Raw genomic sequence first — 22354 nt, 5'->3', positions numbered from 1 at the left:
TATGCGTAAGTTGCTGCTCGGGCTGGTATTGCTCAACGTTATTTTATTTTCAGCACATTGGTTGTCATCGGCACCGGTCGTGGCGAACGAGTTGGCCGATAATTCCAACTCCGGTCAGACCATCCGCTTGTTAAATGAAGAAGAGCTTGCCGCAAATGTCGGCACTAACCTTGAACCCATGTGTGTTCGTGTAGGGCCTTTTCGTCAGTTATTGCAGGCTGAATATTTTCACGAGGATATATCAGCGCTGGGTGTCGCGGCGGGAATCAAAAAAATGGTGAGTCCGGAATCCCTGGGATACCGGGTTGATGTGGCCAAAAAAGGGGTAACCAATGCCGGCGACACTGCATCAGCAATTCGGGAACTGCAGCAGCAGGGGGTAAATGCCTATATCCTGGCGGATAGCGATAACTTGTCGCTGGGGGTGTTTGAGCAGGAGGCCGATGCGCTGGCTGCGATAGAAACGCTGCCACAATCTGAATATTCGGCATCAATTGTTCGCCATAAAATCACGGGCGGAGATCACTGGGTGGTGATGCCCGTTCAGGAATCGAACAAATTGAACAAAAAACAGTGGCTTCAACTGTTAAATGCATTTCCGTCCTCAGAAAAACAACATTTTTTCTGTTTAAGTGTTGCTTCCCTGTAAAAGTTTCTCTAGAATTTCGCCTCCACGATAGCTCTGGTAGTTAAAAGGCTGGCGTAGCTCAGTAGGTAGAGCAGCTGACTTGTAATCAGCCGGTCGGGGGTTCAATTCCTCTCGCCAGCTCCATTTAACGGAAAGAATATTGTGTAACTCAGTGAATTTATTGAAAAAAATAAGTTGACATGAGCGAAGGCAAGGCACAGAATGCCGCCTGTTTTCGCAGGGGTTCCCGAGCGGCCAAAGGGATCAGACTGTAAATCTGACGCGTGAGCTTCGGTGGTTCGAATCCACCCCCCTGCACCACATTAGCCGAAAGGCAGCTGTTGATGAGTTTGAGTCGGCAGCAACCTGAGTTCGTCATTGAGCGTTTTTTCAGGTAAGGCGGGTATAGTTTAATGGTAGAACCTCAGCCTTCCAAGCTGATGACGCGGGTTCGATTCCCGCTACCCGCTCCAGGTTTTTAAAGGTTTTGCTCATGTAGCTCAGTTGGTAGAGCACACCCTTGGTAAGGGTGAGGTCAGCAGTTCGAATCTGCTCATGAGCTCCATGTATGCTGTGGGAGGTTTTCTCTCGCGGCTATTTTTATATACGGCTTCAGTAATTTTTTTTAATGGTCCGAGGAGGCGCTCGCAATGGCGAAGGAAAAGTTTGAACGTAACAAGCCCCACGTCAACGTGGGCACCATTGGTCACGTTGACCATGGTAAAACCACTCTGACTGCAGCGCTGACTCGCGTTTGTGCAGAAATCTGGGGCGGTAAAGCAGTAGCATTCGACGGTATCGACAATGCACCGGAAGAGCGTGAGCGTGGTATTACCATCAACACCTCTCACGTTGAATATGATTCACCGTCTCGTCACTACGCGCACGTAGATTGCCCGGGCCACGCCGACTATGTGAAAAACATGATCACCGGTGCTGCGCAGATGGATGGTGCTATCCTGGTATGTGGCGCGACCGATGGTCCTATGCCGCAAACCCGTGAGCACATCCTGCTGTCCCGTCAGGTAGGTGTACCTTACATCGTTGTATTCCTGAACAAAGCTGACCTGCTGGCTGCTGACTGTGGCGGCGTAGGCACTGACGAATACAATGAGATGCTGGAACTGGTAGAGATGGAGCTGCGTGAGCTGCTGTCTACTTATGACTTCCCGGCTGACGACACTCCGATCATCCCGGGTTCTGCGCTGATGGCGTTGAACGGTGAAGATGAAAACGGTCTGGGTACTACCGCTGTTAAGACTCTGGTAGAAACTCTGGACAGCTACATTCCTGAGCCGGTTCGTGCAATCGACCTGCCGTTCCTGATGCCGGTAGAAGACGTATTCTCTATCTCCGGTCGTGGTACTGTAGTAACCGGTCGTGTTGAGCGTGGCATTATCAAGGTTGGTGAAGAGATTCAGATCGTTGGTATCAGCGATACTCAGAAATCTACTTGTACCGGTGTTGAAATGTTCCGCAAGCTGCTGGACGAAGGCCGTGCCGGTGAGAACGTTGGTGTTCTGCTGCGTGGTACCAAGCGTGACGACGTTCAGCGTGGTCAGGTTTTGTGCAAGCCGGGTTCAGTAACTCCGCACACCAAGTTCGAAGCTGAAGTTTACGTGCTGGGTAAAGATGAAGGTGGTCGTCACACTCCATTCTTCAAAGGTTACCGTCCTCAGTTCTACTTCCGTACTACCGACGTAACTGGTGCGGTAGAGTTGCCGGAAGGTGTTGAAATGGTTATGCCGGGCGACAACATTCAAATGTCTGTTACCCTGATTCACCCGATCGCGATGGAAGAAGGTCTGCGCTTCGCCATTCGTGAAGGTGGTCGTACTGTTGGTGCTGGCGTTGTAGCCAAAATCATTCAGTAACTCTGAAAAAGTTGCACAGAGAAGTTTTTCTCTGTGCAATTCTGCTTAAAGGCCAGTAGTTCAATTGGTAGAGCACCGGTCTCCAAAACCGGGTGTTGGGGGTTCGAGTCCCTCCTGGCCTGCCAATCAATATAGCGTTTTGCAGGGTGCTTATGAACGTAAAAAGCGAAGCAAAAGAATACCGCCTTGATAGCATTAAATGGCTTCTGGTGGTTTTGCTGGTTGTCGCTGGCGTTGCTGGCAACTCCTATTTCTCTGCAGAACCGCTGCTGTATCGTGTTCTTGCTTTATTAGCTCTTACTGCTGCTGCATGTGTTGTTGCGTATAAAACCGCAAAAGGCGCCAGTTTTTGGGAGTTGATTCAGGGCTCGATTGTTGAGCTGAGAAAGGTTGTTTGGCCAACACGTCAGGAAACCAATCAAACTACGCTGATTGTTGTCGCGGTAGTGATTGTGATGTCCATTATTCTCTGGTTGCTGGATACATTCTTCGGATGGATCGCAGCCATGATCATAGGATAGGTACTATGGCTAAGCGTTGGTACGTGGTACACGCCTATTCCGGATACGAAAAAAAGGTGGCAACCTCTTTGAAAGAGCGTGTCGCTTTGCACCAGATGGAAGAAAGCTTCGGTGACATTCTTGTGCCTACCGAAGAAGTTGTAGAAATGCGCGGCGGCCAGAAGCGGAAAAGCGAAAGAAAGTTTTTCCCGGGCTATGTGCTGGTGCAGATGGAACTTAACGATGACACCTGGCACCTTGTGAAAGATACGCCAAGAGTGATGGGTTTCATCGGTGGCAAAGGTGATCAGCCTGCGCCGATTACCGAAAAAGAAGCTGAAGCAATTCTGAGGCGTGTAGACGACTCTATTGAGAAGCCGAAGCCAAAAACCATATTTGAGCCGGGTGAAATGGTTCGCGTAACAGATGGTCCTTTCAACGACTTTAATGGCGTTGTTGAAGAGGTCAACTACGATAAAAACCGTTTACGTGTTGCTGTTTTGATTTTCGGTCGTTCTACACCGGTTGAACTGGAATTCAGTCAAGTCGAAAAGACCTGATAACCGCTTTATTTAACACCCTTCTTTGCTTTACCGCAAAGAAGGGTTTTCGCGTCCTGATTTTGTGGTTCGCCACAGTCAGGAGGGGAGCCTGAGAAGGTTTGCTTTGCCAAAAGCAGACTGGAGGCGCTAATACCCAAAGGGGAGTACGAAAATGGCAAAGAAGGTCACAGCCTATATCAAGCTGCAAGTTGCAGCTGGTAAAGCAAATCCAAGTCCACCAGTTGGTCCAGCTCTGGGTCAGCACGGTGTAAACATTATGGAATTCTGTAAAGCGTTCAACGCTCAGACCCAGGGTCTGGAAGTTGGTGCTCCTGTACCGGTTGTTATCAGCGTGTACAGTGATCGTAGCTTTACTTTCATCATGAAAACCCCACCAGCATCGTTCCTGCTGAAAAAAGCAGCTGGTATCACCAGCGGCAGTGGTCGTCCAAATACTGACAAAGTAGGCAAAGTAGGCCGTGAGCAATTGGAAGCAATTGCAAACACCAAATTGCCGGATTTGACCGCAGCGGATCTTGATGCAGCAGTTCGTACCATTGCGGGTTCTGCCCGTTCAATGGGTATCGAAGTGGAGGGTGTGTAACATGGCTAAATTATCAAAGCGTCAACGCGCTATTCGCGAAAAAATTGACTCAACCAAGCAATACTCTATTGAGTCTGCAATTGCCCTGTTGAAAGAAGTTTCTTCAGTAAAGTTTGCAGAAACTGTTGATGTTTCCATCAACCTTGGTATTGATCCGCGTAAATCCGATCAGTCAGTTCGCGGTGCAACTACCCTGCCTCACGGTAACGGTAAAGACGTTCGCGTAGCTGTATTCACCCAGGGCGCCAATGCCGAAGCAGCTAAAGCTGCCGGTGCAGAGTTCGTGGGTATGGATGAGCTGGCAGCAGAAATCAAAGCTGGCAAAAACGACTTTGACGTTGTTATTGCAAGCCCGGACGCAATGCGTGTTGTAGGCCAATTAGGTCAGGTACTGGGTCCTCGTGGTCTGATGCCTAACCCGAAAACCGGTACTGTGACGCCTGACGTTGTTACCGCAGTGAAAAACGCCAAAGCCGGTCAGGTTCGTTACCGTGCAGAGAAAGGCGGTATTATTCACGGTGGTATCGGCAAGCTGTCTTTTGACACCGTTGCGCTGAAAGAAAACCTGGAAGCTCTGGTTAATGACCTGAAAAGAGCCAAGCCATCAACTTCCAAAGGTATCTACCTGAAGAAGATTGCACTGAGCACCACTATGGGCCCAGGCATTGTAATTGATCAATCTACTCTGGCTGTTTAAGCCGGGTAGTAAAAAGAACTTTGGGGTCTGCGTTGGCTTTGGCCGGCGCGGGCTATCAAAGACCGTAGGTGCATCCGGTAACGGTTGCTTAATAGGAAATTATTCGTAATTTTGCCTACGCAGATGGTGAGGCCCAATCAGAATTTTCTGAGTGAAATCACCAAATATATGACTCTGTTTCGACGGAGTTTGAAGTTAACGACAGATGCAAATCTGTCCATGCAGGAGAAATCCCGTGGCATTAGGACTTGATGGTAAGAAAGCCATTGTCGCTGAAGTCCATGAAGCTGCGAAGAGCGCTCTCTCTGCTGTTGTTGCCGACTCGCGCGGTGTAACAGTAGGCAAGATGGCGGTTCTGCGTAAGCAAGCACGTGAGAATGGCGTTTGGATCAAAGTCGTTCGTAACACGCTTGCTCGTCGCGCGGTTGAAGGTACAGCTTACGAATGTCTGGTCGACTCTTTTGTTGGTCCGACCCTGATTGCATTTTCCAATGAACATCCAGGTGCCGGTGCTCGCATCCTCCAGGATTTCGCCAAGGAAAATGACAAATTCGAACTGAAAGCTGCATCTTTTGAAGGTGAGTTGGTAAACGTTTCTCTGTTGGCATCTCTGCCGACTTACGACGAAGCGATTGCCCGCCTGATGAGCGTGATGAAAGAAGCAGCAGCAGGCAAGCTGGTTCGTACTATTGCGGCTATCCGCGATCAGAAAGAACAACAAGCAGCCTGATTTTCGATTTCAGCTTTTATTGATTTTAACGAGCATCATTGCTCCATTGATTAGGAATTGAGACATGTCTCTGACTAAAGACGATATCATCAACGCTATTGCAGAGCTTTCTGTTAAAGATGTTGTTGAACTGATTACCGCTATGGAAGAAAAATTCGGTGTTAGCGCTGCAGCAGCTGTTGCTGGCCCGGCTGCTGGCCCGGTTGCCGCTGCTGAAGAACAAACTGAATTCGACGTAATTCTGTCTTCTGTAGGCGACAAGAAAGTAAACGTAATTAAAGCAGTTCGCGAGCTGACCGGTCTGGGCCTGAAAGAAGCCAAAGACCTGGTTGAAGCCGCTCCTAAAGCTGTTAAAGAAGCTGTTTCCAAAGCTGACGCTGATGCAGCCAAAGCAAAACTGGAAGAAGCTGGCGCTATCGTAGAATTGAAATAATTTTACGCGTGCACTGCCCAGTCCATTTGCAAATTGGACGCGAGGCTGGTGGGCTTATGCCTGCCAGCCTTTTTCCGTTTCCGGTGAATGTAGATTTAAAATGGCCGGGCAAGGCGTTGTAAGGCAGTACTGCTGGTGATACTGACAGCAGCTTAAAATAAAACAGTTATCGGTACCGAGTTAAATAGAAAACGCTCTTGCGTTTTTATGGCTGCGATCAAGCCCGATCCGCGAACAAGCTGGGGAATACAGATGGCTTACTCATATACTGAGAAAAAACGTATCCGCAAGGATTTTGGCAAATTGCCTCACGTCATGGATGTGCCTTATCTCTTGGCGATTCAGCTGGATTCATACCGGAAGTTTACCCAGGCAGATCTGGCTGCCGGTAAGCGTGAAGATGTTGGTCTTCATGCGGCGTTCCGTTCCGTATTTCCAATTGTCAGCTATTCCGGTAATGCTGCACTTGAGTATGTGAGTTACAACCTCGGAAAAGCGGCATTCGATGTAAACGAATGTATTTTGCGCGGCGTAACCTATGCCGTGCCACTGCGCGTTAAAGTGCGCCTGATTATTTATGATCGTGAGTCTTCCAATAAGGCGATCAAGGATATTAAAGAACAAGAAGTCTACATGGGTGAAATTCCACTCATGACGGACAACGGTACTTTTGTTATCAATGGTACCGAGCGGGTAATTGTGTCCCAGTTACACCGTTCTCCGGGTGTTTTCTTTGATCATGACAAAGGTAAAACCCACTCATCCGGCAAGCTGTTGTACTCCGCGCGTATTATTCCTTACCGTGGTTCATGGCTGGATTTCGAATTTGATCCGAAGGATCTGTTATACGTACGTATTGACCGTCGTCGTAAATTGCCGGCAACTATTTTGCTGCGCGCTCTGGGCTTCAGTTCCGAAGAAATGTTAACCATGTTCTTCGATACCAGCACCTTTACGGTCGGTAAAAACGGTCAGTTCAACTTTGAAGTGGTTCCTTCCCGTTTGCGCGGTGACGTTGCAACCTTTGACATCAAAGATGACAAAGGAAATGTAATCGTAGAAGAAGGCCGTCGTATTACTGCACGTCACATTCGCTTGCTGGAAAAAGCTGGCGTTAATGAGATGGAAGTGCCGGCTGAATATCTGCTGGGTCGCTCTCTGGCAAAAGACGTTCCTAACACCATCACCGGCGAAGTGCTCTTCGAATGTAACACTGAAATTACCGCTGATGTACTGGCCAAGCTGGTTGCTGGTGGTGCAGAGAAAATTGAAACTCTGTACACCAACGAACTGGATTGCGGTCCGTTTATTTCCGAAACCTTGCGTGTAGATCCAACCAGAACTGCATTGGAATCGCTGGTAGAAATTTACCGCATGATGCGTCCTGGTGAGCCACCAACCAAGGAATCTGCCGAAGCGCTGTTCCAGAATCTGTTCTTCTCCCAGGAGCGTTACGACCTTTCTGCGGTTGGCCGCATGAAGTTCAACCGCCGCTTGGGTCGTGAAATCGAAACTGGCGAAGGTACCTTGTCCAACGACGATATCGTTGACGTAATGAAGACCTTGATCTCCATCCGTAACGGTAAAGGCATTGTGGATGATATCGATCACCTCGGTAACCGTCGTGTTCGTTCCGTAGGTGAGATGGCTGAAAACCAGTTCCGTGTTGGTCTGGTGCGTGTTGAGCGTGCGGTTAAAGAGCGTCTGTCCATGGCAGAAAGCGAAGGCCTCATGCCGCAAGACCTGATCAATGCCAAGCCGGTTGCGGCAGCGGTTAAGGAGTTCTTCGGTTCTTCCCAGTTGTCACAGTTTATGGATCAGAACAACCCGCTGTCGGAAGTGACGCACAAGCGTCGTGTTTCTGCGCTTGGCCCGGGCGGTTTGACCCGTGAGCGTGCCGGCTTCGAAGTCCGTGACGTACACCCGACTCACTACGGTCGTGTTTGCCCTATTGAAACACCGGAAGGTCCGAACATTGGTCTGATCAACTCTTTGGCAACTTATGCCCGCACTAACAGCTACGGCTTCCTTGAGAGCCCGTACCGTAAAGTGATAAACGGCAAGGTGACCAATGACATTGAATTCCTGTCGGCGATTAACGAATCCGAATACGTGATTGCACAGGCCTCTGCATCGTTAAATGATGCCGGTGAGCTGACTGAAGATCTGGTATCGGTTCGTCACGTTAACGAATTTACTCTGAAGGCTCCGGCTGACGTTCAGTATATGGACGTATCTGCTCGCCAGGTTGTATCTGTTGCTGCGTCACTCATCCCGTTCCTTGAGCACGATGACGCCAACCGTGCATTGATGGGTTCCAACATGCAACGTCAGGCGGTGCCGACTCTGAAATCAGAGAAGCCACTGGTTGGTACCGGTATGGAGCGCAACGTTGCTGCTGACTCCGGTGTTTGTGTGGTTGCCCGTCGCGGTGGTGTGATCGACAGCGTAGATGCCGGTCGCGTTGTGATTAAAGTACACGATGCTGAAGTAGAAGCCGGTGATGCCGGTGTTGATATTTATAACCTGACCAAATACACCCGTTCCAACCAGAACACCTGTATCAACCAGCGTCCGATTGTAAACATGGGCGATATCGTTGCTCGTGGTGACATTCTGGCCGATGGTCCATCGGTAGATATGGGTGAGCTGGCACTGGGTCAGAATATGCGTATCGCATTTATGCCCTGGAATGGTTACAACTACGAAGACTCGATTCTGGTTTCCGAGCGCGTGGTTCAGGAAGACCGTTTCACCACTATCCACATTCAGGAACTGACCTGTATTGCTCGTGATACCAAACTGGGTAGTGAAGAAATTACAGCGGATATTCCCAACGTCGGTGAAAGCGCCCTGAGCAAACTGGATGAGTCCGGTATTGTTTATATCGGTGCAGAAGTGGTTGGTGGCGATATTCTGGTTGGCAAGGTAACGCCGAAAGGTGAAACCCAGCTGACGCCGGAAGAAAAACTGCTGCGTGCGATCTTCGGTGAAAAAGCCTCTGATGTTAAAGATACCTCCCTGCGCGTGCCATCCAGCACCAAAGGTACGGTTATCGACGTACAGGTATTCACGCGTGATGGTCTTGAAAAAGATCAGCGTAGCCTGGAGATTGAAAAATCCCAGCTCGATGAAGTGCGTAAAGATCTGAACGAAGAATACCGCATCATGGAAGCCGCAACGCTTGAGCGTCTGCGTGCAGCCCTGCTGGGTCAGAAAGTTGCCTCTGGCAAAAATGTCAAAAAAGGCGATGTGCTGACTGACGAATTGCTTGATGGTCTGGAAAAAGATCAGTGGTTCAAACTGCGTATGAACGAAGATGTGCTGAATGAGCAGATCGACCGTGCAGAAGAGCAATTGGCAGAGCGTCGCAAGATTCTTGATGAGCGTTTTGAAGACAAGCGTCGTAAATTGTCTACCGGTGATGATCTGGCTCCGGGCGTATTGAAAATCGTCAAGGTTTACCTGGCGATCAAACGTCGTATCCAGCCGGGCGACAAGATGGCGGGACGTCACGGTAACAAAGGTGTTATCTCGGTCATTATGCCGATCGAAGATATGCCGCACGACAAAAATGGTGAGCCGGTTGATATCGTTCTGAACCCGCTGGGCGTACCTTCACGTATGAACGTGGGTCAGGTTCTGGAAATGCACCTGGGTATGGCAGCGAAAGGTCTGGGCGTTAAAATTGACCAGATGGTTCGCCAGCAAAAAGCCGTGGCCGAGGTTCGTGAATTCCTTGAAGAAATTTACAACCGCACCGGTGATGTTGCTGCGAAAGAAGAGCTGTCGACTTTCTCCGATGTTGAAATCGTTGATCTTGCCAACAACCTTCGTGCGGGTGTGCCAATGGCCACGCCGGTGTTCGATGGTGCCAAAGAACACGAAATCAAAGCGCTGCTGCGCTTGGCTGATTTGTCCGATACCGGTCAAACCATCCTGTTTGACGGCCGTACCGGTGATCAATTCACACGTCCGGTAACCGTAGGTTACATGTACATGTTGAAACTGAACCACCTGGTTGACGACAAGATGCACGCCCGTTCCACCGGTTCTTACAGCCTGGTTACCCAGCAGCCGTTGGGTGGTAAAGCCCAGTTCGGTGGTCAGCGTTTCGGGGAGATGGAAGTGTGGGCACTGGAAGCTTACGGTGCCGCTTACACCCTGCAGGAAATGTTGACGGTGAAATCGGACGACGTTGCCGGCCGTACCAAGATGTATAAAAACATTGTTGATGGTGATCACCGTATGGAACCTGGCATGCCGGAATCCTTTAACGTACTGGTTAAGGAAATCCGCTCGCTCGGTATCAATATGGAACTGGAGCAGGACGAGTAATCGTTACGTCATCTATCAGTAGGGGTTCCTGGTGAACCCCTGTTGTGCTTACAGCACTCACTGAAGCTCACTCATTGCAGCTCATTGGAGAAAATGCCTTGAAAGACTTACTGAATTTACTCAAGTCCCAGGGACAAGTCGAAGAATTCGACGCTATCCGTATTAGTCTTGCTTCACCCGAGATGATTCGTTCATGGTCATTTGGTGAAGTTAAAAAGCCGGAAACCATTAACTACCGTACCTTCAAGCCGGAGCGTGAAGGTTTGTTTTGCGCGAAAATTTTCGGCCCGGTAAAAGATTACGAATGTTTGTGCGGCAAATACAAGCGCATGAAGCACCGCGGTATTATTTGTGAAAAGTGCGGCGTAGAAGTCACGCTGGCTAAAGTGCGTCGTGAGCGCATGGGCCACATTGAGCTGGCCAGCCCGGTTGCTCACATCTGGTTCCTGAAATCACTGCCGAGCCGTATTGGTTTGCTGCTGGATATGACCCTGCGTGATATCGAGCGCGTGCTGTATTTTGAATCTTACGTAGTTACTGATCCGGGGATGACGTCCCTGGAGCGTGGTCAGCTGCTGAGCGACGAACAGTATTTCGAATCTATGGAAGAATTCGGTGACGAGTTCGAAGCAAAAATGGGTGCGGAAGCCATTCAAACCCTGATGCGTGATATCGATCTGGAATCTGAAGTTCAGCGTCTGCGTGAAGAAATTCCCAACACCACCAGCGAAACCAAAATCAAAAAGTATTCCAAGCGCTTGAAGCTGTTGGAAGCTTTCCACTTTTCCGGCAACAAGCCGGAGTGGATGGTAATGGAAGTACTGCCGGTATTGCCGCCGGATTTGCGTCCGCTGGTGCCGTTGGACGGTGGCCGTTTTGCGACCTCCGACCTGAACGATTTGTACCGTCGCGTGATCAACCGTAACAACCGTTTGAAGCGTCTGCTGGACTTGAATGCGCCGGATATTATCGTGCGCAACGAAAAGCGTATGCTGCAGGAATCTGTTGATGCGCTGCTGGATAACGGCCGTCGCGGTCGTGCGATCACCGGTTCCAACAAGCGTCCACTGAAATCTTTGGCTGACATGATCAAAGGTAAGCAAGGTCGTTTCCGTCAGAACCTGCTCGGCAAGCGTGTGGATTACTCCGGTCGTTCGGTGATCGTGGTAGGTCCAACCCTGCGCCTGCATCAGTGCGGTCTGCCGAAGAAAATGGCTCTGGAATTGTTCAAGCCGTTTATTTTCAGCAAGCTGGAACTGCGTGGCCTGGCCACGACGATTAAAGCTGCCAAGAAAATGGTAGAGCGTGAAGAAGCGGTTGTTTGGGATATCCTGGACGAAGTTATTCGCGAGCACCCGGTATTGCTGAACCGTGCGCCAACACTGCACCGTCTCGGTATTCAGGCGTTTGAACCGGTACTGATTGAAGGTAAAGCCATTCAGTTGCACCCGTTGGTTTGTGCGGCCTATAACGCCGACTTCGACGGTGACCAGATGGCTGTTCACGTTCCGTTGACACTGGAAGCCCAGTTGGAAGCGCGTGCGTTGATGATGTCTACCAACAACATTCTTTCGCCTGCTTCCGGTGAGCCGATCATTGTTCCGTCTCAGGACGTGGTACTGGGTCTGTACTGGATGAGCCGTGAGCGCGTTAATGCGCTGGGTGAAGGCATGGTGTTTGCTGATACCGCCGAGGTATCACGCGCTTATTACTCCAAGCAGGTTGATCTGCAAGCACGTATTAGAGTGCGTCTCACAGAAACCCTGATTGACGCAGAAGGCGAGAAGCACACTGAAACCAAAATGGTCGATACCACCGTTGGCCGCGTGCTGCTGTGGGAAATTGTACCGGCCGGTATTCCGCTGGAAATGATTAACCGCCCAATGGTTAAAAAAGCCATTTCCGGTGTTATCAACTATTGCTACCGCGTAGTGGGTTTGAAGGCGACTGTTATTTTTGCTGACCGCCTGATGTACATGGGTTATGACTTCTCCACCAAGTCAGGCTCATCCATTGGTGTAAACGACTTTACTATTCCTGCTGCCAAAGCCGACATCATTGGCCGTGCCGATGCAGAAGTAAAAGAGATCGAATCACAATATGCTTCAGGTCTGGTAACCCAGGGCGAGAAGTACAACAAAGTGATCGATATCTGGTCCCGTGCCAACGACCTGGTTGCCAAGTCGATGATGGAAGGTATCAGTAAAGAAACCGTGATCAACCGCGATGGTGAAGAAGAGCAGCAAGCTTCTTTCAACTCGGTATTTATGTACGCCGACTCGGGCGCGCGGGGCTCGCCAGCCCAGATTCGTCAGCTGGCCGGTATGCGTGGTCTGATGGCACGTCCGGACGGTTCTATTATTGAAACGCCGATCAAGGCGAACTTCCGTGAAGGCCTGAACGTTCTTCAGTACTTTATTTCTACGCACGGTGCGCGTAAAGGTTTGGCGGATACCGCGTTGAAAACCGCGAACTCCGGTTACCTGACCCGCCGTCTGGTAGACGTTGCCCAGGATCTGGTTGTTACCATGACCGATTGTGGTACCGACGAAGGTTTGACCATGGCACCGGTTATTGAAGGCGGTGACGTTATCGAATCGCTGGGTGACCGTATTCTGGGTCGTGTTGTTGCGCGTGATGTGGTACGTCCGGGCACCGACGAAATTCTGCTTGCCGCTGGCACCATGATTGATGAAGCCTGGGTTGAGCGCGTTGAGGCCATGGGTATTGACGAGGTTTGTGTTCGCTCGCCAATCAGCTGTGAATCCCGTAACGGTATTTGCTCCATGTGTTATGGCCGTGATCTGGCGCGTGGTCACCGTGTTAACGCCGGTGAAGCGGTTGGTGTTATCGCTGCTCAGTCAATCGGTGAGCCGGGTACCCAGCTGACCATGCGTACCTTCCACATCGGTGGTGCGGCATCGCGAGCGTCTGCTGCAGATAGCGTGCAGGTTAAACAGGACGGTTCGGTTCGTCTGTTGAACGTAAAAGTGGTATCCAACCCTGCAGGCAACCTGGTAGCGGTATCCCGTTCCGGTGAGTTGGCAGTAGCGGATGCCAGCGGTCGTGAGCGTGAGCGTTACAAGATTCCTTACGGTGCATTGATCACTGTTAAAGATGGCGAATCCGTAAAAGGCGGCCAGATTATTGCGAAATGGGATCCGCACACCCACCCGATCGTATCGGAAGTGGCGGGTACTGTGTCCTTCTCCGGCATGGAAGACGGTCTGTCCATTCGTCGTCAAACTGACGAGCTGACCGGTTTGAGTTCTATTGAAGTGCTGGATCCGGCCGAGCGTCCATCTGCCGGTAAAGACCTTCGTCCGGCGGTTACGCTGGTCGATGCCAAAGGTAAAGAGCTGTTCCTCGCCAATACCAATGTGCCGGCGCACTATATGCTGCCGTCCAAAGCAATTCTGAGCATCAACAACAGCGACAATATCAACGTTGGTGACATTATTGCGCGTATTCCGCAGGAAGGTTCCAAGACTCGTGACATCACCGGTGGTCTGCCGCGCGTTGCCGACCTGTTCGAAGCGCGTCGCCCGAAAGAGCCGTCTATCCTGGCGGAAATTTCCGGTACCGTCAGCTTCGGTAAGGAAACCAAGGGCAAGCGTCGCTTGATTATTACCCCGACCGATGGCCAGGCATTGCCAGACGGTTCTACCTACTACGAAGTGCTTATCCCCAAGCATCGTCAGCTGACGGTGTTCGAAGGTGAGATGGTAGAGAAGGGCGAGGTTGTTTCTGACGGCCCAAGCAATCCGCACGATATCCTGCGCTTGCAAGGTGTTGAGGCGCTGGCGCGTTACATCACCAACGAAATTCAGGACGTTTACCGCTTGCAGGGTGTAAAAATTAACGATAAGCACATCGAGACTATTGTTCGTCAGATGTTGCGTAAAGTTGAAATTACCACCATGGGTGACTCCAGCTTCGTTAAAGGCGAGCAGGTTGAATACAATCATGTGCTGGAAGAAAACGAACGTCTGCGTGCTGAAGCCAAACAACCGGCACAGTACGAGCGTCAATTGCTGGGTATTACCAAGGCATCTTTGGCTACCGAATCCTTCATTTCGGCCGCCTCGTTCCAGGAAACTACCCGCGTATTGACCGAAGCAGCGGTGACTGGCAAGAAAGACAGTTTGCGCGGCTTGAAAGAAAACGTGGTTGTGGGTCGTTTGATCCCTGCCGGTACCGGTCTGGCCTATCATGCAGACCGCAAGCGTCGCCGCGAAGCGTCGCAGCAGTTGTCGGCAGATGTGGGTGTTAGCGCTGAAGATGTCGAAGCAGCATTGACCGAAGCATTGAAATCCAGCGCCAGTTAATCTGGCCTGAATCTGCTCCCGCCCCTGTGGCGGGAGTTGGATGGGGTGTTTGCGTCGGTAGATGATTTTAACGAATTTTGTATTGACAACCGAATTGTCCCGTCTTGACGTGAGCGGGTTGCATCTTTACAATGCGCAACCCGCTTTTTCCGAGTGGGGAATGGGTATCCATTCTCATTAATCCTGCCTTATTTATAAGGCGTTTTTATCTGTGGAGTTTATTTTCATGGCAACGATCAACCAGTTGGTTCGTAAGCCGAGAAAACGTGTGGTAGAAAAGAGCGATGTTCCTGCTCTGCAAGGCAACCCGCAAAAGCGTGGCGTTTGTACCCGTGTTTATACCACTACACCTAAGAAGCCTAACTCAGCGCTGCGTAAAGTATGTCGTGTGCGTTTGACCAATGGTTTTGAAGTGTCTTCTTATATCGGTGGTGAAGGGCATAACTTGCAGGAGCACAGTGTGGTGCTGATCCGTGGCGGTCGTGTTAAAGACTTGCCAGGTGTGCGTTATCACACAGTGCGTGGTTCACTGGATACTTCCGGTGTTGCCAAGCGTAAGCAGGCGCGTTCCAAGTACGGTGCCAAGCGTCCCAAGTAATCATCATGGGCTTCGGCTCGTCTGATTGACTGGATGCAACACGTTTTCGGTAAGAACCGAGTAAGGCCAGGCGTTTGTTCGTCCTGGATGATTCCTGAAGAGAGGCTATTAAGATGCCAAGAAGAAGAGTTGTCGCCAAGCGCGAAGTGTTGCCGGATCCAAAATTCGGCAATGTTACTCTGGCGAAGTTTATGAACCACGTGATGATCAGTGGTAAGAAATCTATTGCAGAGCGTATTATTTACGGCGCATTGGATACTGTAAAAACCAAAACCAACAGAGATCCTCTGGAGGTTTTTAACGAAGCACTGGAAAACATTGCTCCGTTGGTAGAAGTTAAGTCCCGCCGTGTTGGTGGTGCTACTTACCAGGTACCGGTAGAAGTTCGTGCGTCACGTCGTACAGCTCTGGCAATGCGTTGGTTGGTAGATTACTCCCGTAAGCGCGGTGAGAAATCCATGCCTCAGCGTCTGGCTGGTGAGTTGATGGATGCGGCCCAGGGCAAAGGTGCTGCCGTTAAGAAGCGTGAAGACGTTCACCGTATGGCTGAGGCCAACAAGGCGTTCTCGCACTACCGCTTCTGATAAAGTGTTGGGTCGAAAAGGCAGCTCATGGCTGCCTTTTACCTTTTTAAAGAATTCGTAAATCGGGGACTACACCGTGGCACGTAAAACTCCTATCGCACGCTACCGCAATATCGGTATCTGTGCGCACGTTGATGCTGGTAAGACAACGACTACCGAGCGCATTCTGTTCTACACCGGTTTGTCGCATAAATTGGGTGAAGTGCATGATGGCGCTGCTACTACTGACTGGATGGTGCAGGAGCAGGAGCGTGGTATTACCATTACCTCTGCTGCCGTAACTACCTTCTGGAAAGGTATGGCTGCCCAGTTCGACGAACACCGTATTAACGTAATTGATACTCCCGGACACGTGGATTTCACCATTGAAGTAGAGCGTTCATTGCGCGTACTGGATGGTGCGGTAGTTGTGTTGTGTGGTTCCTCAGGTGTTCAGCCGCAAACTGAAACCGTATGGCGTCAGGCGAACAAATACGAAGTGCCACGTATGGTATTCGTAAACAAGATGGACCGTACCGGTGCCAACTACATGCGTGTTGTTGAGCAGCTGAAAACCCGTCTGGGTGCCAATCCGGTTCCTCTGCAAATGACCATCGGCTCTGAAGATCAGTTCTTCGGTGTGGTCGATCTGGTCAAAATGCGTGCGATCATCTGGAATGAAGCTGATCAGGGCATGACCTTCACCTATGAAGATATTCCTGCTGATCTGGCAGAGACTTGCGCCGCTATGCGCGAGCAGCTGGTTGAAGCGGCAGCTGAATCTTCTGATGAGCTTATGAATAAGTATCTTGAAGGTGGCGAGCTGACTGAAGAAGAAATCAAGGGTGGTATTCGTGCGCGTACTCTCGCGAATGAAATCATTCCGGTTCTCGGTGGTTCTGCGTTCAAGAACAAAGGTGTTCAGGCAATGCTTGACGCCGTTATTGACTACCTGCCGGCGCCGACTGAAGTTAAGGCGATCGAGGGTGTTCTGGAAGATGGCGAAACCGTTGCTACTCGTGAAGCAAGCGACAGCGAGCCCTTCTCTGCTCTGGCATTTAAAATTGCTACCGACCCGTTCGTGGGTACACTGACCTTCTTCCGCGTTTACTCTGGCGTATTGAGTTCTGGTGATACCGTATACAACTCGGTGAAAGGCAAGAAAGAGCGCGTTGGTCGTATGGTGCAGATGCACGCTAACCAGCGCCAGGAAATTAAAGAAGTACTGTGTGGCGATATCGCTGCCGGTATCGGCTTTAAAGACGTAACCACGGGTGACACGCTGTGTTCTCTGGACAGCATCATTACGCTTGAGCGTATGGAGTTCCCGGAGCCGGTAATCCACGTTGCTGTTGAGCCGAAAACCAAGGTTGATCAGGAAAAAATGGGTATCGCACTGGGCAAATTGGCTCAGGAAGATCCATCATTCCGTGTTCGCACTGATGAAGAAACCGGCCAGACCATCATTGGTGGTATGGGTGAGTTGCACCTCGACATCATCGTTGACCGTATGCGTCGCGAATTCAACGTTGAGGCAAACATCGGCAAGCCGCAGGTTGCTTACCGTGAAGCGATTCGCAACAAGTGTGAAATCGAAGGCAAATTCGTTCGTCAGTCCGGTGGTCGTGGTCAGTTTGGTCACTGCTGGATTCGCTTCGAGCCAGCTGAAGATCAGAATGCTGAAGGTCTGGAGTTCGTCAACGAAGTTGTTGGTGGTACGGTTCCGAAAGAATACATCCCTGCCATTCAGAAGGGTATTGCCGAGCAGATGCAAAACGGTGTTGTTGCCGGTTATCCGTTGCTTGGTTTGAAGGCGACTGTGTTTGACGGTTCTTACCATGACGTTGACTCCTCGGAAATGGCGTTTAAGATCGCTGCTTCCATGGCAACCAAAAAATTGGTTCAGCACGGTGGTGCAGTACTGCTTGAGCCGATCATGAAGGTTGAAGTGGTTACTCCGGAAGAAAACATGGGTGACGTAGTGGGCGACTTGAACCGTCGTCGCGGTATGATCCTGGGTATGGATGACAGCCCGAGTGGTCGTATTGTTAACGCTGAAGTTCCGCTGGCTGAAATGTTCGGTTATGCCACTTCTCTGCGTTCACAAACTCAGGGTCGTGCGACCTTCACCATGGAATTCCTGAAGTATTTTGAAGCGCCGCGCAACGTAGCTGAAGAAGTTATTGCCAAAAGCAAAGTTAAAAAAGACGAAGATTAATTATTCGTATCTCTTTTTTGGAGGAATTGAAAAGTGGCTAAAGAAAAGTTTGAACGTAACAAGCCCCACGTCAACGTGGGCACCATTGGTCACGTTGACCATGGTAAAACCACTCTGACTGCAGCGCTGACTCGCGTTTGTGCAGAAATCTGGGGCGGTAAAGCAGTAGCATTCGACGGTATCGACAATGCACCGGAAGAGCGTGAGCGTGGTATCACCATCAACACCTCTCACGTTGAATATGATTCACCGTCTCGTCACTACGCGCACGTAGATTGCCCGGGCCACGCCGACTATGTGAAAAACATGATCACCGGTGCTGCGCAGATGGATGGTGCTATCCTGGTATGTGGCGCGACCGATGGTCCTATGCCGCAAACCCGTGAGCACATCCTGCTGTCCCGTCAGGTAGGTGTACCTTACATTGTGGTATTCCTGAACAAAGCTGACCTGCTGGCTGCTGACTGTGGCGGCGTAGGCACTGACGAATACAATGAGATGCTGGAGCTGGTAGAGATGGAGCTGCGTGAGCTGCTGTCTACTTATGACTTCCCTGCTGACGACACTCCGATCATCCCGGGTTCTGCGCTGATGGCGTTGAACGGTGAAGATGAAAACGGTCTGGGTACTACCGCTGTTAAAACTCTGGTAGAAACTCTGGACAGCTACATTCCTGAGCCGGTTCGTGCAATCGACCTGCCGTTCCTGATGCCGGTAGAAGACGTATTCTCTATCTCCGGTCGTGGTACTGTAGTAACCGGTCGTGTTGAGCGTGGCATTATCAAGGTTGGTGAAGAGATTCAGATCGTTGGTATCAGCGATACTCAGAAATCTACTTGTACCGGTGTTGAAATGTTCCGCAAGCTGCTGGACGAAGGCCGTGCCGGTGAGAACGTTGGTGTTCTGCTGCGTGGTACCAAGCGTGACGACGTTCAGCGTGGTCAGGTTTTGTGCAAGCCGGGTTCAGTAACTCCGCACACCAAGTTCGAAGCTGAAGTATACGTACTGGGTAAAGATGAAGGTGGTCGTCATACTCCATTCTTCAAAGGTTACCGTCCTCAGTTCTACTTCCGTACTACCGACGTAACCGGTGCTTGTGAATTGCCGGAAGGCGTTGAAATGGTTATGCCGGGCGACAACATTCAAATGTCTGTTACCCTGATTCACCCGATCGCGATGGAAGAAGGTCTGCGCTTCGCCATTCGTGAAGGTGGTCGTACTGTTGGTGCTGGCGTTGTAGCCAAAATCATTCAGTAATACCGTTTCAGATAAAAAAGGCGCCTTCGGGCGCCTTTTTTATTGCTGTCTGATGAAATTTTAATCGCCACTGCTTCTTTTTTGACAAGCCAGTTGACAGTGTCTGTCTTCGTCATTACTATTGCGCCTCCTTTTGCCGGGGTGATCCTGCGTCGGTAAGCAAGGTTGTTCTTTAATACATAACTGGAGTTTGGTTCACATGCAGAATCAACGCATTCGAATTCGCCTGAAGGCTTTTGATCATAAGCTCATCGATGCTTCTACTCAGGAAATTGTCGAGACAGCAAAGCGTACAGGTGCACAAGTTCGCGGCCCGATTCCGCTGCCGACTCGTAAAGAGCGCTTCACAATATTGATCTCCCCGCACGTCAACAAAGACGCGCGTGATCAGTATGAGATTCGTACACACAAGCGTTTGCTGGATATTGTTGAGCCTACTGAAAAAACCGTAGATGCCCTGATGAAGCTGGATCTGGCTGCAGGCGTCGAGGTTCAAATTAGTCTCGGTTAAGTAAATGTTTAAACCCCTGCGGCATTGGGCTTCAGGGGTGTGTAACGCTCTGAAATGGGCGGCCATAGCGGGTAAAAGCCCCGTACACTAAGAGGTTAGTACAATGACGATTGGTATTGTCGGCCGCAAAAGCGGCATGACTCGTATATTTACCGATGATGGTATTTCCATTCCTGTGTCTGTGATTGAGGTTGAGCCTAACCGCATCACCCAGGTCAAGAATGTCGAAACCGATGGTTACTCTGCTGTGCAGGTTGCTGTAGGTTCTCGTCGCGCCTCCCGTGTTACCAAATCCGAAGCCGGTCACTATGCCAAAGCAAATGCTGAAGCAGGTCGTGGTCTGTGGGAATTGCGTAACGACTCTCAAGACGCTTTCGAAGTCGGTGGTGAAATCACCGTAGCTGCTTTCGAAGCTGGTCAAATCATTGATGTTACCGGTACCTCCAAAGGTAAAGGTTTCGCTGGTACAGTAAAACGTTGGAACTTCAGCATGCAAGATGCCACTCACGGCAACTCGCGTTCTCACCGTGTTCCAGGTTCTATTGGTCAGTGTCAAACTCCGGGTCGCGTTTTCAAAGGCAAGAAAATGACAGGCCACATGGGTGCTGAGCGCGTAACCGTTCAAAACCTTGAAGTGGTTCGTGTTGATGTCGAACGCAATCTGCTTTTGGTCAAGGGTGCTATTCCTGGTGCTCCAGGTGGCGATGTGATTGTGCGTCCAGCTGTTAAAGCGCGCAACAACGCTTAAGTATCCGAGGGGAATCGACGATGGAATTAAATATTGTTACGCCTGAAGGTGCCAAAAGTACGCTGAGCGTATCCGAGGTTGCTTTCGGAAGAGAGTTTAACCAGGATCTGGTGCATCAGGCTGTTGTTGCTTATATGGCTGGTGGACGTCAAGGTACCAAAGCACAGTTGACTCGTGCTGAAGTATCCGGTGGTGGTAAAAAGCCATGGCGTCAAAAAGGTACTGGCCGTGCTCGTGCCGGTACCATCCGTAGCCCGATCTGGCGTTCCGGTGGTGTTACTTTCGCTGCCAAGCCACGTAGTTTTGATCAGAAGCTGAACAAGAAAATGTATCGCGCTGCGCTGCAATGTATCTTGTCCGAGCTGAACCGTCAGGACCGTCTGCTGGTTGTTGAGAGTTTCGATGTTGATGCGCCGAAAACCAAATCACTGATCCAGAAACTGGCTCAATACGATTTGTCTGAAGCGTTGATCGTTACTGAAGAATTGAGTGAAAACCTGTTCCTCGCTTCACGCAACCTGCACAAGGTTGATGTTCGTGACGTTCAGGGTGTTGATCCGGTCAGCCTTATCCGTTTTGAGAAAGTGGTTGTTACCGTTCCTGCACTCAAAAAATTTGAGGAGATCCTGGGATGAACCAAGAACGCATTTATAAAGTGTTGTTAGGTCCTGTGGTTTCTGAAAAATCTGCAGCGGCAGGTGAGTCAGGCAACCAGGTTGTATTCAAGGTTCTTGCTGATGCAAGCAAACTTGAAATCAAAGCGGCTGTTCAGTCTTTGTTTAACGCTAAAGTTGAAAGCGTGCGTGTTTTGAACGTAAAGGGCAAAACCAAACGTACTCGCTACGGTGTTGGCAGAAGAAGCGACTGGAAAAAAGCTTATGTACGTCTTGAGCAAGGTCAGGACATCGACTTTGCGGTAGCTGAGTAAGAGGATTGTTGCAATGCCTATTGTAAAAAGTAAACCAACCTCGCCAGGCCGCCGCTTTGTTGTTCGCGTCGTGAGCGAAGGTCTTCACAAGGGTGCACCTTATGCTCCTTTGCTGGAGAAAAAATCCAAGTCCGGTGGGCGTAATAATACTGGTCGTATCACTACCCGTCATGTTGGTGGTGGTCACAAGCAACACTATCGTCTGGTTGATTTCCGTCGTAACAAAGATGGTATCCCGGCGACTGTAGAGCGTCTGGAATATGACCCTAACCGTACTGCCAATATTGCTTTGGTTGTTTATGCCGATGGTGAGCGTCGTTACATTATCGCTCCAAAAGGTCTGAATGCCGGCGATAAAATTGAATCAGGTAATACCGCAGGTATTAAAGTTGGTAACAGCTTGCCTCTGCGTAATATCCCGCTCGGTAGCGTGATTCATTGTATTGAGCTCAAGCCAGGTAAAGGTGCGCAAGTTGCACGTTCTGCCGGTGCATCTGCTCAATTGGTTGCGCGTGATGGCGCTTACGCAACTCTGCGCTTGCGCAGTGGTGAAATGCGTAAAGTGTTGACTGATTGTCGTGCAACTTTGGGTGAAGTATCCAACAGTGAGCATAATCTTCGTTCTCTCGGTAAGGCTGGTGCCAAACGTTGGCTCGGTGTGCGTCCGACAGTGCGCGGTGTTGCGATGAACCCGGTAGATCACCCGCACGGTGGTGGTGAAGGGCGTACCTCTGGTGGTCGTCACCCTGTATCTCCATGGGGTATCCCGACCAAGGGTTACAAAACGCGCAAAAACAAGCGCACCGATAAGATGATCGTTCGTCGTCGCGACAAGAAATAAGCGTCGATATAACATC

19 protein-coding genes and 5 tRNA genes are annotated in these 22354 nt (G+C 50.3%); all 24 read left to right on the top strand.

Features of this window, described 5'->3' with window-relative positions; translation table 11 throughout:
* Position 1: 1 nt before the first annotated feature.
* The 24 genes from C4F51_RS15735 (at position 2) to rplB (ending at position 22338) form a co-directional block, all read left to right on the top strand.
* A complete protein-coding gene (locus C4F51_RS15735; protein WP_193911408.1) occupies positions 2–649 on the top strand; it encodes a hypothetical protein in 648 nt (215 codons plus the stop codon).
* Between the two features lie 47 nt (positions 650–696).
* A tRNA-Thr gene (locus tag C4F51_RS15730) sits at positions 697–772 on the top strand.
* Positions 773–865: 93 nt separating this feature from the next.
* A tRNA-Tyr gene (locus C4F51_RS15725) sits at positions 866–949 on the top strand.
* A 78-nt stretch (positions 950–1027) separates the two neighbouring features.
* A tRNA-Gly gene (locus C4F51_RS15720) sits at positions 1028–1101 on the top strand.
* 16 nt (positions 1102–1117) lie between these two features.
* Positions 1118–1193, top strand: a tRNA-Thr gene (locus C4F51_RS15715).
* Positions 1194–1278: 85 nt separating this feature from the next.
* Positions 1279–2502, top strand: a complete 1224-nt coding sequence (tuf, locus tag C4F51_RS15710) for an elongation factor Tu (protein ID WP_193911406.1) — start codon at positions 1279–1281, stop codon at positions 2500–2502.
* A gap of 49 nt (positions 2503–2551) precedes the next feature.
* A tRNA-Trp gene (locus C4F51_RS15705) sits at positions 2552–2627 on the top strand.
* Between the two features lie 27 nt (positions 2628–2654).
* Entirely contained in the window at positions 2655–3023 is a 369-nt protein-coding gene (gene secE, locus C4F51_RS15700) for a preprotein translocase subunit SecE (protein WP_193911404.1), read from the top strand.
* Between the two features lie 5 nt (positions 3024–3028).
* Entirely contained in the window at positions 3029–3562 is a 534-nt protein-coding gene (nusG, locus tag C4F51_RS15695; RefSeq protein ID WP_193911402.1) for a transcription termination/antitermination protein NusG, read from the top strand.
* Between the two features lie 154 nt (positions 3563–3716).
* A complete protein-coding gene (rplK, locus tag C4F51_RS15690; RefSeq protein WP_193911400.1) occupies positions 3717–4148 on the top strand; it encodes a 50S ribosomal protein L11 in 432 nt (143 codons plus the stop codon).
* Position 4149: 1 nt separating this feature from the next.
* The gene (gene rplA, locus C4F51_RS15685) at positions 4150–4845 is read left to right on the top strand and encodes a 50S ribosomal protein L1 (protein WP_193911398.1); all 696 of its coding nucleotides are present in this window, start codon (positions 4150–4152) and stop codon (positions 4843–4845) included.
* Between the two features lie 235 nt (positions 4846–5080).
* Complete coding sequence (rplJ, locus tag C4F51_RS15680) at positions 5081–5575, top strand: 50S ribosomal protein L10 (protein ID WP_193911396.1); 495 nt, start codon at positions 5081–5083, stop codon at positions 5573–5575.
* Between the two features lie 64 nt (positions 5576–5639).
* Complete coding sequence (gene rplL, locus C4F51_RS15675) at positions 5640–6008, top strand: 50S ribosomal protein L7/L12 (RefSeq protein ID WP_193911394.1); 369 nt, start codon at positions 5640–5642, stop codon at positions 6006–6008.
* Between the two features lie 252 nt (positions 6009–6260).
* Entirely contained in the window at positions 6261–10346 is a 4086-nt protein-coding gene (rpoB, locus tag C4F51_RS15670) for a DNA-directed RNA polymerase subunit beta (RefSeq protein WP_193911392.1), read from the top strand.
* Between the two features lie 98 nt (positions 10347–10444).
* The gene (rpoC, locus tag C4F51_RS15665) at positions 10445–14674 is read left to right on the top strand and encodes a DNA-directed RNA polymerase subunit beta' (RefSeq protein WP_193911390.1); all 4230 of its coding nucleotides are present in this window, start codon (positions 10445–10447) and stop codon (positions 14672–14674) included.
* A gap of 226 nt (positions 14675–14900) precedes the next feature.
* Positions 14901–15272, top strand: coding sequence for a 30S ribosomal protein S12 (gene rpsL / locus C4F51_RS15660; protein WP_193911388.1), 372 nt, complete (start codon positions 14901–14903; stop codon positions 15270–15272).
* Between the two features lie 113 nt (positions 15273–15385).
* Positions 15386–15856 (top strand): 30S ribosomal protein S7, encoded by a 471-nt coding sequence (rpsG, locus tag C4F51_RS15655; RefSeq protein WP_193911386.1) that lies wholly within the window; start codon positions 15386–15388, stop codon positions 15854–15856.
* A gap of 76 nt (positions 15857–15932) precedes the next feature.
* Positions 15933–18053, top strand: a complete 2121-nt coding sequence (gene fusA, locus C4F51_RS15650; RefSeq protein WP_193911384.1) for an elongation factor G — start codon at positions 15933–15935, stop codon at positions 18051–18053.
* Positions 18054–18086: 33 nt separating this feature from the next.
* Entirely contained in the window at positions 18087–19310 is a 1224-nt protein-coding gene (tuf, locus tag C4F51_RS15645; RefSeq protein WP_193911382.1) for an elongation factor Tu, read from the top strand.
* A gap of 199 nt (positions 19311–19509) precedes the next feature.
* Positions 19510–19821, top strand: coding sequence for a 30S ribosomal protein S10 (gene rpsJ, locus C4F51_RS15640; protein ID WP_193911380.1), 312 nt, complete (start codon positions 19510–19512; stop codon positions 19819–19821).
* Positions 19822–19924: 103 nt separating this feature from the next.
* Positions 19925–20569, top strand: coding sequence for a 50S ribosomal protein L3 (rplC, locus tag C4F51_RS15635; protein WP_193911379.1), 645 nt, complete (start codon positions 19925–19927; stop codon positions 20567–20569).
* 20 nt (positions 20570–20589) lie between these two features.
* Positions 20590–21204, top strand: a complete 615-nt coding sequence (rplD, locus tag C4F51_RS15630) for a 50S ribosomal protein L4 (RefSeq protein WP_193911377.1) — start codon at positions 20590–20592, stop codon at positions 21202–21204.
* Positions 21201–21497: a 50S ribosomal protein L23 gene (gene rplW / locus C4F51_RS15625; RefSeq protein WP_193911375.1), complete on the top strand. Its 297-nt coding sequence runs from the start codon at positions 21201–21203 to the stop codon at positions 21495–21497. Before rplD ends, rplW begins: the two co-directional genes overlap by 4 nt.
* 13 nt (positions 21498–21510) lie before the next feature.
* A complete protein-coding gene (gene rplB / locus C4F51_RS15620; protein WP_193911373.1) occupies positions 21511–22338 on the top strand; it encodes a 50S ribosomal protein L2 in 828 nt (275 codons plus the stop codon).
* Positions 22339–22354 lie beyond the last annotated feature (16 nt).

The sequence above is a fragment of the Cellvibrio polysaccharolyticus genome (genome assembly GCF_015182315.1).
Classification (GTDB): domain Bacteria; phylum Pseudomonadota; class Gammaproteobacteria; order Pseudomonadales; family Cellvibrionaceae; genus Cellvibrio; species Cellvibrio polysaccharolyticus.
The sequence above is the reverse complement of the archived record's forward strand: the minus strand, read 5'-3'. Positions and strand labels throughout refer to the sequence as shown.